This is a genomic window from Vibrio sp. 397 (assembly GCF_033339395.1).
Classification (GTDB): domain Bacteria; phylum Pseudomonadota; class Gammaproteobacteria; order Enterobacterales; family Vibrionaceae; genus Vibrio; species Vibrio alginolyticus.
The window spans coordinates 262,819-281,370 of record NZ_JAWOUN010000001.1 but is presented as its reverse complement, the minus strand read 5'-3'; the positions used below and the strand labels follow the sequence as shown (position 1 = coordinate 281,370).

General features: G+C 44.0%; 6 protein-coding genes. All 6 read left to right on the top strand.

All coding sequences use genetic code 11. The annotated features are described in order from the left end of the window. Nucleotides 1–71 precede the first annotated feature (71 nt). Genes R7P36_RS01255 through R7P36_RS01230 form a run of 6 tightly spaced genes read left to right on the top strand, consistent with a single transcriptional unit; the run spans nt 72 to nt 18,464 of the window. Nucleotides 72–12,212 carry an Ig-like domain-containing protein gene (locus tag R7P36_RS01255; RefSeq protein ID WP_318121990.1) on the top strand — a complete coding sequence of 4,047 codons (12,141 nt, stop codon included), beginning with the start codon at nt 72–74 and terminating at the stop codon, nt 12,210–12,212. Next, nucleotides 12,209–14,380 (top strand): type I secretion system permease/ATPase, encoded by a 2,172-nt coding sequence (locus tag R7P36_RS01250; protein WP_213899329.1) that lies wholly within the window; start codon nt 12,209–12,211, stop codon nt 14,378–14,380. Before R7P36_RS01255 ends, R7P36_RS01250 begins: the two co-directional genes overlap by 4 nt. Continuing rightward, a complete protein-coding gene (locus R7P36_RS01245) occupies nt 14,377–15,690 on the top strand; it encodes an HlyD family type I secretion periplasmic adaptor subunit (RefSeq protein ID WP_021033865.1) in 1,314 nt (437 codons plus the stop codon). The genes R7P36_RS01250 and R7P36_RS01245 overlap by 4 nt, the downstream gene beginning before the upstream one ends. A gap of 15 nt (nt 15,691–15,705) precedes the next feature. Continuing rightward, nucleotides 15,706–17,019 (top strand): TolC family outer membrane protein, encoded by a 1,314-nt coding sequence (locus tag R7P36_RS01240; protein ID WP_213899330.1) that lies wholly within the window; start codon nt 15,706–15,708, stop codon nt 17,017–17,019. Continuing rightward, nucleotides 17,012–17,632, top strand: coding sequence for an OmpA family protein (locus R7P36_RS01235; protein ID WP_213899331.1), 621 nt, complete (start codon nt 17,012–17,014; stop codon nt 17,630–17,632). The genes R7P36_RS01240 and R7P36_RS01235 overlap by 8 nt, the downstream gene beginning before the upstream one ends. Then, the gene (locus R7P36_RS01230) at nt 17,622–18,464 is read left to right on the top strand and encodes a phosphate ABC transporter substrate-binding protein (RefSeq protein WP_213899332.1); all 843 of its coding nucleotides are present in this window, start codon (nt 17,622–17,624) and stop codon (nt 18,462–18,464) included. The genes R7P36_RS01235 and R7P36_RS01230 overlap by 11 nt, the downstream gene beginning before the upstream one ends. The last annotated feature ends 88 nt before the right edge of the window (nt 18,465–18,552 follow it).

The window sequence follows — 18,552 nt, the reverse complement described above, 5'->3', positions numbered from 1 at the left end:
TTTCTAGTTTCATTTGAACAGTCATATTCGTCGACCATACTTAAAGTTCGTTGTTTCATATGGGGCGAATTATGCAGCCAATACTCTACATTCAAATCGGTAATGTTCTTTGGGCGGTTTTAAGTGACGGTTCTTGGATCCAAATGTTGCCCAACGAACAATTAGTTCCAGAAGTAGAGGTGGTTGTTCTTAATACTGACATTCTCGATATTGCATTTAATGAAGATACAACAAGTGAGGATGAATCGAGTTCGAATGATCTTTTAATTGCATCTCAAAACGGTATTGAATCCACTTTTAATCAGAGCGTTCGAGATTTTAGTGAGTCTTCTGGTGGGTTAAGTTTTGTTGCCTATATTCGCGCTGTTTTACCTGAGCAACTCGTTTCTAATGGCTATGTTACCAGGCCAGCAGTGCAAGAAAGAGAAAACCCAACTTCTGAGACTCAGGCTCCTGAGCGGTTGAATCCCGATGCTATATTAACGGTGGATATTCTTGATGGCGGCGATGGATACGAAAACCAGTTTGAAGTTCCTAGTGTCACGATTCAAGGTGACGCACTCAAGATAAGCGATGAGTGGCTTGTTACTATCACCATTACCGATAGCCTCAATAATTCTATTACTGTTACAACGACCGTAGAGAACGAGTCTTATACCCTATCAGGCGTTGATCTGTCTTCTCTTGCCGAAGGGCCGCTTACGGTGACTTCTGTGGTTTCTGACATTTATGGCAATAACCTGAACGCCGTCGATACGACCATTAAAGATACGCTTGCAACGGTGAACGTCAATTTTGATGGTGGAGGGGATGAGTATTTAAATCAGTACGAAATCGCGACTACTCGCCTCGAAGGGACGATTGAAAACATTGAAGATGGCCAGCGTATCCAAGTTACGGTAACCGACTCGTTAGGAGCGGTCATAAACTTAGAAACGGTGGTGACTGGTGGAAGTTGGTCTCTGGACGACGTTGACCTTTCTGGATTGTCTGAAGGTACGCTGACAGTTGTTGCTGAGAGTATTGATATAGCGGGCAACCCTACAACCAGTGAAAACACCATCATCAAAGATACGCTCGCAAGTGTGACGGTGGACGTTGACGATGGCGGAGACGGCTATTTAAACACTGAAGAGCGCCAATCTGTCACTTTGTCAGGGCAAGTCAGTGATGTTGAAAATGGTCAGACGGTTTCTGTCACGGTTCAAGACAGCTTGGGGGTGATGCTCTCGTTCAATACCGTTGTCGTTGATGGTATGTGGCAAGTCGAAGGGGCGAACTTATCCACGTTAGCCGATGGGGCGTTAACCGTATCTGCCTCCGTGAATGATGTAGCGGGCAACCAAGCGAAAGCAATGGATGAGGCTACGACCATAGATGCCACTGCTCCCACCATTGATATCGATACGGATTTTTATATTAGCGGTGGCCTTGCCATTGATGATTTCCGTGAGGGTATAGTCACGGAAATGAGAGGGACAACCAGTGGTGTAGAGCAAGGTCTGGCAGTGACGATTCGGGTAAGTGACGGAGACAGCACGCTGAATTTTACTGGCCTCGTTGATGCCTCAGGTTCGTGGACAGTAACCGGAATTGACGTAAACACTCTCAATCTAAACAACACGTGGACCATTGAAGCAGAAGTGTTGGATGCCGCCGGCAACCACGTGGTCGATACCATGCCGACAATAGTGCTACCCGGTTCAACGGTATTTTCTGAAAACATCGTTGGATTTTTTGGTGAGCAAAGCAGCTCGGCAGCCATCAACATAGAAAATGGTGTGCCAGCACTGCATGCAGAGCAGCCAAGTTTGAGCGCGCTTACATCGGTCGGTCAATCTATTAACGTTGTTGTTGCAGAAGATGGGTTGAGCTTACAAGGAACATCGACTGACGACCGATTAGTTTTCTCAGCAGAAGTCAATGATGATGGTACGGTTCAAATTACTTTTTATGAAGCGATTGATCATGGTGTAGGTCAAGATGAGCTGGTGACTAACGTATTGGTTGAAAGCATTCAAAGTGATGCTGACGGCACACAAGAGGCTGTTGTGGCTCCCCTAGAAATCGCCATCCTTGATGCCGATCTAGTGATCGAAAATGAGTCATATAGTGTAACCGAAGGCCAAGTCATTTCTGGCAATGTACTGGAGAATGACATTGATATTGATGGTGAATTGTACATTCGATATGTCAGAGCCGGAGGAGAGATCCAGTCTGTCCCTGATGGTGGCTCAGTAAGTTTTAGTCTAGAGAAGGGTGAATTAACCGTATTTTCAGATGGCTCTTGGCAGTTGAATGCCAGTCGCAACTTAGATCACACGGTTGAGCAAAGTCTCGTTTTTGATTATCTCGCAGCCGATGATTCAAAAGATTACGGTGTAGCAACCGCAACTATCGACATTATAGATGGCCAAGCGGGTTATGTAGGCAGCGCTACTATAAACGCAGCAGAAGTACCTCTGGGAGAGGCATTATTAACCACCGAAGGCAGTGTTAATGTGATTGCTGGCTCTGATAACCCTGATCCGACTAGTTTGTATTTTGGTGGGGCATCCATTACTAAGTTAGAGGCATTAGGGCTTACAAGCTCAGTCTCTGATAATGAGCTTAGCTACACGTTAAGTTCCAGTGGAAAGCAAATCACAGCATTTGCTAATGGTGTCACTGTATTTACGTTAACATTGAGTGGCATTGAGTCGGGTAACGATGTACTAGCTTCAATCTCGCTTACTCTTGATCATCCTATCGATCAATTCAATAGTAGTGATACGGTCACTTTCCCGCTGACCATTGGAGGGACAGATCTAGACTCCACACCGCTTGTAGAGAATGAAATTGATTTCGTGTTGAAAGATGGTGTTGATCCTACGTTGAGCAACTTGACTGTTGTTGCAATGGAAGAGATTAATCTAGAAAGTGGGGCAATCTTTAAGACTGGGAGCCTTCAACTCGATATCGGGAGTGATTATGTTGACTCTCTTCGATTTAGCGAATTAAACCAGCCCACATTAGTGAGTAGTGAAAGTGAGTTGCTTTACCGTCTGTCTGATGACGGTACGACAATTACTGGCTATATCTTAGAAGGTGGGGTGGAAGTAAATATTTTTCAATCGAAACTATTATCCACATTACCTGTAGAGTCGAGTAGTGAAATAGAGTATTCCTTTGAATTATATCGCTCTTTCGATCTGTCAAAAGATCAAATCCTGGATATACCATTGTTAGTTAATGCAACAGATTCAGACGGTGACACCACCTCCGTAACATTGGATATTACCTTAGAGGCAATTGAAGGTTTGAACGATGATGCCTCTTTAACGGTGGATATTCTTGATGGCGGCGATGGATACGAAAACCAGTTTGAAGTTCCTAGTGTCACGATTCAAGGTGACGCACTCAAGATAAGCGATGAGTGGCTTGTTACTATCACCATTACCGATAGCCTCAATAATTCTATTACTGTTACAACGACCGTAGAGAACGAGTCTTATACCCTATCAGGCGTTGATCTGTCTTCTCTTGCCGAAGGGCCGCTTACGGTGACTTCTGTGGTTTCTGACATTTATGGCAATAACCTGAACGCCGTCGATACGACCATTAAAGATACGCTTGCAACGGTGAACGTCAATTTTGATGGTGGAGGGGATGAGTATTTAAATCAGTACGAAATCGCGACTACTCGCCTCGAAGGGACGATTGAAAACATTGAAGATGGCCAGCGTATCCAAGTTACGGTAACCGACTCGTTAGGAGCGGTCATAAACTTAGAAACGGTGGTGACTGGTGGAAGTTGGTCTCTGGACGACGTTGACCTTTCTGGATTGTCTGAAGGTACGCTGACAGTTGTTGCTGAGAGTATTGATATAGCGGGCAACCCTACAACCAGTGAAAACACCATCATCAAAGATACGCTCGCAAGTGTGACGGTGGACGTTGACGATGGCGGAGACGGCTATTTAAACACTGAAGAGCGCCAATCTGTCACTTTGTCAGGGCAAGTCAGTGATGTTGAAAATGGTCAGACGGTTTCTGTCACGGTTCAAGACAGCTTGGGGGTGATGCTCTCGTTCAATACCGTTGTCGTTGATGGTATGTGGCAAGTCGAAGGGGCGAACTTATCCACGTTAGCCGATGGGGCGTTAACCGTATCTGCCTCCGTGAATGATGTAGCGGGCAACCAAGCGAAAGCAATGGATGAGGCTACGACCATAGATGCCACTGCTCCCACCATTGATATCGATACGGATTTTTATATTAGCGGTGGCCTTGCCATTGATGATTTCCGTGAGGGTATAGTCACGGAAATGAGAGGGACAACCAGTGGTGTAGAGCAAGGTCTGGCAGTGACGATTCGGGTAAGTGACGGAGACAGCACGCTGAATTTTACTGGCCTCGTTGATGCCTCAGGTTCGTGGACAGTAACCGGAATTGACGTAAACACTCTCAATCTAAACAACACGTGGACCATTGAAGCAGAAGTGTTGGATGCCGCCGGCAACCACGTGGTCGATACCATGCCGACAATAGTGCTACCCGGTTCAACGGTATTTTCTGAAAACATCGTTGGATTTTTTGGTGAGCAAAGCAGCTCGGCAGCCATCAACATAGAAAATGGTGTGCCAGCACTGCATGCAGAGCAGCCAAGTTTGAGCGCGCTTACATCGGTCGGTCAATCTATTAACGTTGTTGTTGCAGAAGATGGGTTGAGCTTACAAGGAACATCGACTGACGACCGATTAGTTTTCTCAGCAGAAGTCAATGATGATGGTACGGTTCAAATTACTTTTTATGAAGCGATTGATCATGGTGTAGGTCAAGATGAGCTGGTGACTAACGTATTGGTTGAAAGCACTCAAAGTGATGCTGATGGTACACAAGAGACGGTTGTGGCACCGTTAACGATTACTATTTATGACTCTGATCCGGTGATTAGAGATGACACATACTCAGTCGTAGAAGATCAAACAATTACGGGCAATGTACTTGAAAATGATATTGATCTTGATGGAACACTTTATGTGAAATTTGTAGAGGCTGGCGGGGAGCAGAAGTCAATTCTAGAGGGGGGATCCGTAAGTTTTAGTTTAGAAAAAGGCGAATTAACCGTATTTTCTGATGGCTCTTGGCAGTTTGATGCAGGTCGAAACCTAGATCATTCGGTCGAGCAAAGTGTTTCTTTCAGCTATTTAGCGGCAGATGACTCCCAAGACTATGGCTTGGCTAACGCGACCATTGACATTACTGATGGACAAGCAGGTTACGTAGGCAATGCGACTATAGACGTAACAGAAGTCCCTTTGGATGGCCCGATATTGAACTTTGAAGGAACTGTCAATATTGTCGCGGGATCTGACAACCCTGATCCGAGTAGTTTGTATTTTGGTGGGGCATCCATTACTAAGTTAGAAGCATTAGGGCTTACAAGCTCAGTCTCTGATAATGAGCTTAGCTACACGTTAAGTTCCAGTGGAAAGCAAATTACAGCATTTGCGAATGGTGTCACTGTATTTACGTTAACATTGAGTGGCGTTGAGTCGGGTAACGATGTATTAGCTTCAATTTCGCTTACTCTTGAGCACCCTATCGATCAATTCAATAGCAGTGATACGGTCACTTTCCCGTTGACCATTGGTGGCGTAGATTTAGATGCCACACCGCTTGTAGAGAATGAAATTGACTATGTTCTAAAGGATGGCGCAGACCCAACTTTAAATAATTTGAATGGGGTAGAAGTAAAAGAATCTGATCTCGCAAATGGAAGTGTGTTGAGCTCAGGGAATTTTCAAGTTGAGGTTGGCAGTGATTACCTCGAATCTTTGTCGTTCATCGTCTCTGAACAACCCTTGTTGACGAGTGGTGAACAAGTTGTGCTTTATCAAGTCTCTGCGGATGGCAAAACACTTGATGGTTATATTCTTGACGAAGATGGGCAAACTCAGATTCCCATCTTTCAGGCTACCCTCAATGCTTCATTACCTATTGATGCAAATAGCGACATTACCTACTCCTTTGAGCTTTTTCAGGCTCTCGACCAACAAGAAAATACTGATCCAAACGTACCTCTCGTTGTTACTGCAATGGACTCAGACCAAGATAACACGTCGGTCGTTTTAGACATTAATGTGATAGATAACGACAATGGACAAGCGCTAATCAATAGCGGCAATGTCGAGTTAACCGAAACACCTGTCGATACAAACATTGCTCCTGATGGGGTTTCAGCCATAGCGAATACGGATGTGATAGTTACGTCATCATTCGATCCGATTGTGTATCTGGGTGTTGACATAAATGATGGAGATACTGTCAAAACTACGCTTGGTGATGCTGTTACTTATAACGGAGAGGCTGTCACTTGGTACGATAACAATGATGGAAGCTTTGACGCAATTTCAGACACTGGAGACGTTGTATTTAGGATCACGTTACCTAGTGACTTCTCTTTGCCATCAAATGATACGTCTACCGTTAATGTAACTGTAGAGCTTTATCACTCGCTTGACCATGTTTTAGGTGATGGGACGCAATTGTCGATCTCTATGCCCATCGTGGCGAGAGATTCTGATGGAAGCGAGATCTCTACGGAGTCCAACATACTGGTCTATGATGGCTTGTTTCCGGAACTAGTAATTACAGAGGGAATCACAGTCAATGAAAGCGGGTTGAATGATGATTCGCTTGATTCTGGCATCGAGGGCTCGTCACCATCCATTACGCTATTACAAGGTTCAGACTCTATCGCCAGTGTGAGCGTGAATATCGATATGTTCAATGCGCTCGGCTATAAAACAAGTAGTGGTAGCCTGGTTTCGCTTGATTCACCGGACTCGAATGGTTGGTTATATGCAAGAGATGAAAGCGAGCAAGACGTCTTTAGAATTAGATTTAATACCGATGGGACTGTCGAGTTTGATCTATACCGTGCACTTGAACACGATGAACCTGACGGTGTTCCAGCGGACGAGAACACATTAGAACTCAGTTTTTCAATTTATGCCGTTGATAAGGATGGCGACCAGTCTGAAGCTGAGACATATACCGTTAGTGTAGTAGATGATATCCCTGAAGACACAAGCTCACCAATAGAAATTGAACTTACCGAGGGGGATGAGTTTTCGGGAAACTGGTTTAGCAATAATGCCGACTTAATCAGTTCAGATGGCACGTTGATTTCAAGTTTGACCTATGCAGGTGAAACATACGATACGGCGAGTTCGGTATTTAGCAATGATGCTTGGACCATCGATTTAATCAATAGTAGTGATGGTAACTTAAAATATGGAACGCTGACTATTGCTCAAGATGGGACATTTACGCTAACTACCGAGCTTATTGTTAATACGCCTGTAGGTGGTTTGCTTGATGATCTAACGATAACTGTGACGGATGCAGACGGTGACCAAGCAAGCAGTGAAGCTCAATTAATTCTTGATGATGCCAGGGGCTTTATTCGAACCGTTAATGTAGATACGTTAGAAGATAATGGCGCGAATAATAGTGGAGACCCCACGCCAGTCGCGTTACCGATTAGAGTTTCTCCTGGGGATACGGAGAATAATGAGCGTGTTGAAGCGATAAGGATCTCTGTTGAATCTCTACAAGGAGGGGCTCTGTTTTTAGACGGAGCGCGCCTTGAAGATGATGATAATGACGGATTTATTAGTCTTTCTGGTACAGAGCTAATGGGGGTGGGTATATTCACCGTTCCAAATGGTGATCTCACTTATCAACCAGCACTAAACCTGTCGGGCAACACTATCAAAGTTTCGTTAGCAGTGTCTGCATTAATCGTATCTGATGTCGAACCAGATGGTTTTGTATTACAAGGCAATAACACGTTAAATGTTAACGTTTTACCGGTTGCAGATTTGCCAGAGTGGTCTAATGATTCGGACTTTTCTTATCAAAGTGTTGAAGATTCCGCTGAATCACTTTCGCTCAATATTGTCGCTGAAAAGTTTGACCAAGACGGTTCTGAAACGCTCCACTACCAAATTTCGAATATTCCAGATGGACTTATATTAACACTTAACGGAAGTGCTATTGAGGAAGGGAAAGCGTACAGCCAATCCGAGTTAGATCAAATTGAAATCACATCTAACGAAAACTTAGCCGGAAGATTTACTTTTGATGTAACGGCAGTAACGACTGAGTCGGGTAGTGTGTTTGCCGATGAGCAAGATAAAACAGCGGAGATCACTGAGCAAGTTGTTATCGATATATCTCCAGATGCCGATGTGCCTACGCTGACCGTTAAAAACATTCAGGGGCTTGAAGACCAAGCGATTGACTTAAAAGATTACATCCTAGGGCGGCTCACTGACACAGATGGCTCGGAGTCTCTTTCTTATCGCATAGAAGTTCAAGATGGTTGGACATTGCCTGTCGGAGCTGGGATTACGCTTATCGGTATTAATACCTACCTAGTGACCTCCAATGCTCTAGCCAATTCAGAGGCGTTACTTCAACCAAAATCGGATATCAGCTCATTTACTGAATCTCTATCCCTTCAAGTAACCGCCATTTCAACAGAGTCGACTATTGATGGCTTAGCACCTCTTAATGAAACCGCCGAGAGCCAATCTGCAACCATTGACATTAAGCTAAAAGGCGTGGTCGATGAACCAATTGTCCTAGATGGTGGACAGGGGAATTGGCAATATGATCAAGCGACTAAAGTAATTAGTAATCTCTCTACGTTAGACGAAGATAACCTGATACAACTGGATTTTATCATCCAGACATCAGACGACGATCTATCAGAAGAAATTAATATCTTGCTTCAGAACATCCCTGTGGGAACACAACTGACAGATGTAAATGGTGACCCTATTGCTCTTCCAATTGCATACGTGGACCCAATAACGGGGCCAGTTTATCAGGTCTCGAACGCTGTTCTTGAAAACACTTACCTCAAAACAGAGCAAGATTTTAGTGGAACACTGAGCATGGATGTTATCGTCGTTTCAACAGAGCCCGATGGTGATTCTGCTGAAACCCCTCTTAAAGTGGAAATGGAAATCTTACCTATTGTTGATCAAACTGACGGTCAAGAATTACAAAGCAATGGTATTGAGGACAATTTCATCACACTAAATCTTGAGCCTGTCGTTAATCAAGATATAGATTCTAGTGAGTCCTTGACAGGATACATCATTGTATCCATTCCAGATGGCTTAACACTTTACTTTGATGGTAATGCAGTAGAGGAAAGTAATTTACCGTTAGAACTCAATGAACTACTCGATGGTAGCTCGGCAACATTATCTGAGTTGTTAAACAGTGGACGAATCACTGTAAAAGCTAATGAAGACCTAAGTGGGACGTTTAGCCTGGAAGTTCAGTACGAAGTGACAGACACGTCTCCGACGATGGAGACTGATGTAAAGGCAATCAATGGCTCTTTGAGCGTCGTGGTTTCTGGAAAAGTGGATATTGGTAATGAAGATATTGACAAAACACGTTTAGAAGGCGCGACTGAAGTATTCACAAGTACGGATGGGTCTGCTGTTGACGTGAGTGGAGGCATTACATTTACAGAAGCGGATATTGATGGTTCAGAGTATCTCGATTACATCGTTTTACAGATACCGCAGGGTCAAGACCTCATTGTTACTCATCCGAATGGTGCTTCTCAAGATGCCGATGGGAACTGGCTGATTCCAATCGAAGGAATCACAAGTGATAGCGTGTTGGAAACCGCTCAAGATTTGCTTGCTGGCGCATCGATTTATAGCCCATCTAACACAGAGATACTTGATGTGAATGTGTTAGCGTATGTTCGAGATGGAACGGATGCTCAATACATCACAGGTCAGTTCCAAATTCAAATTACTGGCCATGAAGGAGATGGAGACCAGTGTGCTGATCCTGGTGAACCGGGAAGCGTTCAAAGTGGGGATATTGTAGGTAAAGAAGGTGAAGATGTCTCAATTGGGGCGTTTTTAAACCCTGATGTGGCGAGTAGTGATGATAACTTAGTTTCCTTCTTTGTCGCCGCAGATTCTTTACCTGAAGGAGTCGAGCTTACTGGCGAAGGTGTGATACCTGCTTATGATAATACGGGCAATCTGTTGGGTTATTCAATTTCTAGCGCTGGATTGTCTTCCTTGACGCTTACTGGCGTGGATGAGGACTTTGCTGGTTGCATTACTTTCAATTTAGAAGTGACAGAAACGGCCCCATGCGATGGTGACTCGAAAACAACCGCTCAGACCATTACGGTACAAATCTCTCCTGTTGTCGATGATATCGCGATAGCACCAAGCCAAGTTACGGTTCAAGAAGATACTATAACCAACCTGAATCTTGCTCTTGTATTGGGCGATAGTGAAGGGCCAATGCAGTCCATTACTGGAGAAGGTGACGCAGCGACTGGCCTTGAAAGTGTCAATTGGGTTTCTTTATCGGTGTCTGACGAGAATGCGCGGTTTACTGCCGTGGACCCGAGCCTACTCATTGACAACGGTGATGGAACATGGGTAGTGACAGATGTTACGCGTCTAAACGAAATTCAGTTAATCCCACCTGAAAACTACAGTGGAGAGCTTGTTATTTCCGTTGACGCAAACATTACTGATGAAGTCACGGGAAGTTGTTTAAGTACTGACAGTGCGAAAGATACTCAAACTAAATCAACAGAAGTTACCGTTACCATTGCCCCAGTGGTTGATAAAGCGGTTCTGGAAACAGAAGACGTAGTTGGTAATGAAGATAATTATATTTATTTAGGAAACTTATCTGCATCATTAATCGATCAAGATGGTTCTGAGTCGATGTCTTTGGTCATGACAGGAGTGCCAGACGGAGCCGTGTTGGTTTGGGACAATAATGGGACGTTCGAATTACTCCCTGATAACGGTTCAACGGATGGTGAGAGCAAGGAGTGGCAGCTAACTCAAGCACAACTTGATAAGGTTTACTTTCTACCGCCACTAGATTTTAGTGGGGATATTTCATTAACACTGCAAGCTATTACCCAAGAGTCTGGATCAAACGACTATAACTATACCACTTCTCAGTTCAACGTCGGCGTAAAACCGATTGGCGATGATGTATCGTTGAATACAACCTCTAACACGTTCACTGGAGATGAAGGTGATTCCATTTCGATTGACTTTTTAGCGAGCGGTTTTGAAACAAATAGCAACGAATATATAGAAGTGTCGATGTTGATCAAAGCAAGCTCTGAACCCTCTGCATTGGAAGGCTTAGGTAGGATTCGTATTGGAACTCAATTCTCATCCTTTACCTTCGATGACGCGGGCAATGCCGTGGCGACGGTATTAGTGCGAGCAAATGAAGTGTCAGGTTTGGAGTTCATTCCGAAGGATGCATTTGGAACGATGGATGTTGCTCTCAATGTTAGAACGTTTGATCAAGCGATAGTGTCAGAGACACTCGAAACCGATTTTGGAGATGTGCAAACTACCGATCTAACCATTGTTGTTACCCCTGAAGCTGATGAGCCAACACTAACGGCTGATTATCAGTCTATTGTGTCTGAAGCGTCTGGGAGTATTCCTTTGGGGTTGAGCATGAATTTAGTCAATCCTGCACCCGAAGAGTTTGGAAGTGTGGAGATTCGCGGATTACCAACAGATCTAGAGTTGAGTCATGGTGAAAGATTGAACGGCATTTATACTGTTGATCAAGAGAATGTCGCTGATCTTTCCATCGTTGGCGGGTTTAGCGGTGCAAGTGATTTTACGTTGTCGATAAAACCGATTGCAACACTGGGTGCTACAGTCGCAGAAGGTGCTGCTCAGACAGTCAATGTTACCTTAGTGGAAGAAGGGGGCCAAACATTACTTGCGACAGATGCTAATGATTTGCTTATTGGAGGAAGTGGCAGCGATGTATTCCAGTTTGACAGTTCAGGGCTCGGTAACGAGTTAAAGCCCTCGTACGATGTGATCAACGATTTCCAAATATCCGTTATTGGTGATGATAATGACACAATTGACATCGCCTCGATAATCACCGCTACCTCGATAACAGAAGTCGATAATAAGCTCGATTTAACAGAGAATGATGATGGCGTAACGCTTCACATAAAACCAGAAGAGACGGGGACAAAACAACAGATTCTTATGCAGGGCGTCACTCTCGATCAGCTTTACAAAGGTGACTCGACTGGCGTAGCCGAAGAAAATGTCTTACAGAAGATGATTGATGACAACAACTTGCTAGTAGGTGGTATGTCATGAAGCATCACTCATCCTCATCAAGTGAGCTGACTAACGATCCTTGGGGGCAATCGTTAACTTGGTTGATGCGTTATTTTGAGGTTAGACACCATACAAAAAAGGTGCTTTCTGGATTACCTCTTGTTGAGGGTAGATTGGATAGTGACTTATTCATCAGAGCCGCTGAGCGAGCCGATCTTGAACTCACATTAATCGATTTAAAATCCACCGCAATGTTGAGCTTTCCATTGGTGGTAATCAATAGGAAGACGTTACAACCCGCTATTATATCTGAGCGACATAACAGCGATTATCAAGTCACGTTATTTAGTGAAGATCAAGGTGAAACGCAATACGTCACGAGCAAGGAACTGCATAATCAATTCCAGCCTCAAGCATGGCAAGTTTCTATGCGTCCAGAGCTGGACAAACGGATAAGTTCTATTCAAGCGGATTATAATGAACATTGGCTTTTCGCCGTAGTGAAAGAAATGTCTCCGTGGTATCGAGATCTTTTGATTGCCTCTTTCCTTATCAATACGCTAGCGCTAGTTATTCCGCTTTTCACTATGAACGTTTACGATCGTGTAGTGCCTAATCAAGCTTTCAGTACATTATGGGTTTTGGTCGCTGGTGTCTCCGTCATCATTATTTTTGATTGGCTATTGCGTAAAGCAAGGGGAGTTGTCACTGATACCGCGGGTAAGTACATCGATAACAAGCTTTCTTCGATACTTTTTTCTAAAGTTATGGGGATGAAACTTGAACACCGTCCTGCATCAGTCGGTGCATTCGCTCGACAACTACAAGATTTTGATAGTGTTCGCGATTTTTTTACTTCTGCATCTCTTGTGACCTTAGTTGATCTCCCATTTACGTTGTTATTTTTAGTCTTAATAGGTTGGCTAGGTGGGGCAATGATGTTCATACCTATTGCCGTCATGTTTACCCTGCTGATCCTTGGTTTTGCGGTAAAAGCAAAAATAGAACAATCACATACGGAAAGTGCTGCACTATCCATGAAGCGACAAGCTCACTTGTTTGATTCATTGTCCTCTTTAAAAGAGATTAAGCAAAATAACGCTACGGGAGAAGCACAAAAGCGTTGGGAGCAAACGGTATCCATGCTTTCTGATTGGCAAAATCAATCGCGAAACTGTTCGAATATCGTTGCTTACTCCATTCAATCTAGCCAGCAGATAATTACCGTAATGTTACTTGTAACAGGCGTGTACAGAATTTCTGAGGGATTGCTAAGCATGGGGGGGCTCATTGCTATTGTCATGCTTAGCGGTCGTGCTGCAGGGGCGATTAACCAGTTAGCTATGCTGTTACTTCGCTATCAACAGACAAAAACAGCGGTTGAAGGCTTAAATTCTATCATGTCTTTACCTCAGGAGGCGCAACGCAGTCAGGTCATTACGTCTGCCGAATTTACAGGGAATATACGTTTAGAAAACGTGAGCTTCCAATACCCAGATGTTGATATGCCATGTTTGAGAGATATTAATCTTACTATCAAGCAAGGCGAACGCGTTGGCGTTATTGGTAGTGCAGGAGCAGGAAAGTCTACACTCCTTTCTATTATTACCAATCAACTCAGTGCCTTACAGGGTAGCGTTTATTTTGATGACATTGACAGTCAGCTTTGGCCCGCCGAATTGATAAGAGAGAAAACGGGTTGGGTTGGCCAAGATTCGCATCTTATATACGGCAGCATTATGGAAAACATAGTATTAGGACATCATGTTATTGATCAAGAACGTTTACGCCGTGCGATAGAATTATCGGGTTTGAACCAGTACATGAGTCGCCTTCCTCATGGTCTAGAAACGCAAGTCGGAGAAGGAGGGCGTTATTTGTCGGGGGGGCAAAGGCAAGCTGTAGCGATTTCAAGAGCTTTTTATCGAAACCCAGCAGCATTAATTTTAGACGAGCCAACCAGTTCCTTAGACCAGCCAGCTGAGAATGCGTTGTTTAATGCTCTCAAATCGTTGCCGCACTCGACGACGATGATTATTAGCTCTCATAAACATTCCTTATTATCGCTTTGTGATCGAATTGTTGTGCTTGATAAAGGCACAATTTTGAGGGAAGGAGCGCCCCAAGAAATTTTTGCTAAACAACAGTCTAACGCGAAGACGAACAGAGTACGCGCAGTATCAATTGTACGCGAAGGAGGTCAATGATGAGCACAGTTCGTTGGAGTAATGCTCATTTAGCAAACCGTTCGAGAACGTTGATTTGGTTGTCTGCCGCGTTAGTGCTGAGTGTGATTATTTGGGCCTCGTGGGCGAGGTTAGACGAAGTGGTTGTCGGCGAAGGAAAAGTTGTTCCTACTTTGTCTGTTCAGACGATTCAGAGCTTAGAGGGAGGCATTCTAAAGGAGTTACTTGTCATGCCTGGTGAAAGCGTCACTAAGGGGCAAACCATCGCCATTCTGGATGATACAAGGTTTAAGTCGACCTATTCGGAGACCTCTGAACAAGTTGAATCTTTGCTCGCCAGAAAGCAGAGGCTTCAAATTGAATTAGAAACGGTAAAAGTGAATAGCCTCCAACTGGATTGGAAACAACAAGTGAGTATCGAGCCTCAGCCATTTGATATTTCGATGACCGGCCACTCTGCCTATCTGAATGCCAAAGCAAACTATCTTGAGCGGTTGAGCCAACTGGAGTCTGAGCTGGAGGAGGCTAAATTGCGAATTGAGCAACAATCGCAAGCTTATCTTGATACCTTGAATACCATTCAAACACTAAAAAGCAGTCTGGTTATTGTCTCGAAAGAGCGAGATATGCTGAGAGAGGTGGTTTCTAGTGGCGCGGTAGCTGAAGTGGAATTATTAAAACTGAATAGAGACGTTATAAAGCTCAAAGGAGACATCGCGAGTTCACAAGCTGCTGCCCAAAAGCAAAGGGCTGTGTATTCTGAATCCATCGCAGATTATCGTGGTACTGCGCTTGCTTTTAGGGCAGAGGCACAAGGGCAGCTCAATGAAGTTGTGACGCAACTAGCGCAGCTCAATGAAAGTCGTCAGGCGATTGCGGATCAGTTGAATCGAACGCAGTTACTTTCTCCGGTCGATGGAACCATCAAAGATGTTTTTGTCAGAACCATCGGAGGTGTGGTTAAGCCGGGTGAGCCTATTTTAGAAATAGTCCCTCGTAATAGCACGTTAATCGTTGAAGCGAGAATTTCTCCTCAGAATATCGCCTTCATAAGGCCTGGCCTGCCGGCAACGGTAAAGTTGTCTGCCTATGACTTTGTCATTTACGGAGGCCTAGAAGGAGAAGTGACCTACGTAAGCGCCGATGCACTTCAAAATGAAGAGGGCAATGCCTACTACCGTGCCAACGTTACTTTCAAGGTTGATGATAAGTTTACGATCATCCCGGGAATGCAGGTTGTGGTAGACATTCTTACAGGAGAAAAAACAGTACTGAATTATTGGTTAAAACCTATATTACGTGCGAAAGAGAATTCGCTCAGAGAAAGATAGACATAAGGATATAAGATGCGGCTTAAATCAACGTTATTGGTCTTGTTTGCAGTATCATCGTCGCCAAACGCTTTGACTTTAGAAGAGTCAGTTACGTTATCTCTCGATAGCTCCCCCAGTTTGCTTGCTCGCTATTCTCGCTATGAGTCGATGGTACGAGACCGAAATGCCATAAATGGTTCATTTCTTCCTCAGGTTAATTTGTATGCAGCAGCAGGGTACGAAGGTACTCGATATAACAACGGAAACTACATCGACAGTGAAGATAGAACATTAGAAAGAACGGAGATGGGCGTAAGAATCTCCCAACTGTTATTTGATGGATTTAAAACAAGTGCTGATGTTGATCGCCTATCTTACGAGGCTGAAGCTGAACGCTTGGACTTATTGGCATCTGCGGAAAATGTTGCATTAGATACTGTCAGAGCGTATGTGGATGTTTTACATGCCCGAGAGTTGATGAAACTGACAGAAAGAAACCTAAGTGAACACCAAGAGATCTACCGTTTCATTCTAGATAAAAAAGAAAAAGGTTTAACCAGCAACTCCGACTTAGCGCAAGTTTCTTCGCGTGTCGCGACAACACAGTCCTCATTGATTGCCGCCCAAAACAATCTTTCCGATGCTAGAACAAGATTTGTACGTTTAGTTGGTCGAGCGCCGCAAAACTTAGTTGAGCCTGTTTACCCGCAGGAATTGCTTCCGAATAAGCTTGACGAAGCACTCAAACAAGCGGTTAGGTTGCACCCATCCATACAGTCGGCGATGAAAGATTTAGAGGCGGCTCGACATGAAGTAAAAAGAGAAAAGGGGGATTACTACCCAGAGCTCAAGCTTGAGCTGTCAGCCAACAAAACAGACAACGTGGATAATATTGAAGGCATTAACGAAGATGCAAAGGTTATGCTGACGGTCAACTACGATCTCTTTAACGGCTTTTCTACAGACTCCCGAGTGGAGTCATCTGCCTGGCGAGTAGAGGAGGCGAGGGCTATTCGAGCAAATGCAGAACTAGATGCGAATGAAGGTGTAAGGCTGGCATGGGACGCACATACATTGCTTCAACAGCAAATGGAGTTTTTAAAAGTCAACGTTGATGCGGCGAAAGTAACTGAATTAGGGTACATCCAGCAGTTCAATGTAGGGCGACGCAGTTTGTTAGATGTATTAGATGCCAAAGTTGAAACGTTTGTTGCGAGACGGAACTACACCCGAACAAAGTACGATCATTTGGTTGCCACTTACCGTTTATTCAACTCGATGGGGATTCTGACTTATGCGTTGCGAGTTGAGTATCCAGAGAACTGGAAGGAGAACAATAATGGATAAATTCGCAGTGACGAGTGTTCTAGTTTTCATGTTAGCAGGCTGTGCTGAATCACCGAATACGACGTTGACCACTTACCAGTACAACGACCTTAAAGACAATGATAGTGATGGCGTGATAAACCAACGAGATAACTGCGCAGATACGCCCAAAGGTGTGGTTGTTGACAGTGAGGGCTGTGCGAATTGGGTCAACGACTCGCAGACACACCTGATCAGCTTTTTCTTTGCGATGGATGAGCATCAGGTAACGCCATCTCATGATATGCCGCTAAGCGAGTTGAAAGCATTGCTTCAGAGTAACCCAAATGCGCAAGTCATACTGATAGGAGACACAAGCCCTGAAGCGTCACTCGAATACAACAAAGCGTTGGCAAAGAAAAGAACGGCAGCTATACGAAAATTGCTAGTGAGAAACGGCATTCAAGATACTCGAATTGAAGAGCAAGAGTTTTATCAGAATACGGCATTGACGGTACAACTAAAAAAACGGGAAAGGCGCACAATTGCTGTTGTAAACACGAAAGCTGAAAGTACTGAACAAGCGTGGACTATATTTAGTTCGGACAGCGAGTTGACACCTAATTCGAAGTTGGAGCTGAATTATGAAAATTAAAGTCTTGCCTTTCCTTGCTCTAACTTCATGTTTGATTTCACCGCTGGCATTTTCTGACTCTGAGGCTCGAACATCGATTTTTGTCGAGCCAGAGATACTAGAAACGATAGAAACATTGATAGATGAGCCAAATGTAAATGTAGCGCTTGCATCTCAGTCTGGTGGTTTTAACGACATGCTAAATGACGGAACCTCTATTGCGATCACATCTAAGAAATGGTCAGATGAAAACATCTCCCGATTTCAACGAGAAAGAGGCCACAGGCCTACACGTTTGTTTTTAATGGCAAACGCTATTGTCGTAATCAATGGTCAAAAGAGTACGGTAGATAGTTTTTCCGTTAGTGAATTGAAACGCTGTGATGCAAATACGTATGCTTTCGGGGAGATGCGTTTAAGTAACCCAGATGTGAGCTCTAATGGTTGTCAATCATCGATTCAAATGCTTGATGAAGACCGATTGAAACGGGCTTTAAGCGACGACTTGTCAGCCAAAGCTTATATGCGATACTCCGATTTTAAATACTCAGAACAGTGGTCGAGCTACAAGGCTCTCTCTGTTCATCATAATGATGACTCATGCTCTTTGAGCACAGATTGCATCTATTCTCTTCGCTATCCATTTTCCGTGGTCTATTACGTTTATATAAATAAACAATTCGACACTAATCAGAAGATCAAAAAATCAAAGCTATTTGAACTCCTTACAACCGACCACAATACACAACAGGTACGAAATGCTGGGTTTATTCCACTACCAAAAGCGCTTATTAAAAGAAATAGAGTGCAGTTAGGGCTAGATGAGCCAGTTGTTTTAAATGGGTATAAATAAACTTCATACGCCTAACTATGTGGGCTTGAGTGAACGTACCGTCCTAGGAAGTTTTGCCTTGCTGCTCATTTATCTTTGGTTAACCTTT

Bases quoted from the DNA above. Each gene is read 5' to 3' on its own strand.
- R7P36_RS01235 (WP_213899331.1), top strand. From the start codon at position 17,012: ATGGATAAATTCGCAGTGACGAGTGTTCTAGTTTTCATGTTAGCAGGC.
- R7P36_RS01250 (WP_213899329.1), top strand. From the start codon at position 12,209: ATGAAGCATCACTCATCCTCATCAAGTGAGCTGACTAACGATCCTTGG.
- R7P36_RS01245 (WP_021033865.1), top strand. From the start codon at position 14,377: ATGATGAGCACAGTTCGTTGGAGTAATGCTCATTTAGCAAACCGTTCG.
- R7P36_RS01230 (WP_213899332.1), top strand. From the start codon at position 17,622: ATGAAAATTAAAGTCTTGCCTTTCCTTGCTCTAACTTCATGTTTGATT.
- R7P36_RS01255 (WP_318121990.1), top strand. From the start codon at position 72: ATGCAGCCAATACTCTACATTCAAATCGGTAATGTTCTTTGGGCGGTT.
- R7P36_RS01240 (WP_213899330.1), top strand. From the start codon at position 15,706: ATGCGGCTTAAATCAACGTTATTGGTCTTGTTTGCAGTATCATCGTCG.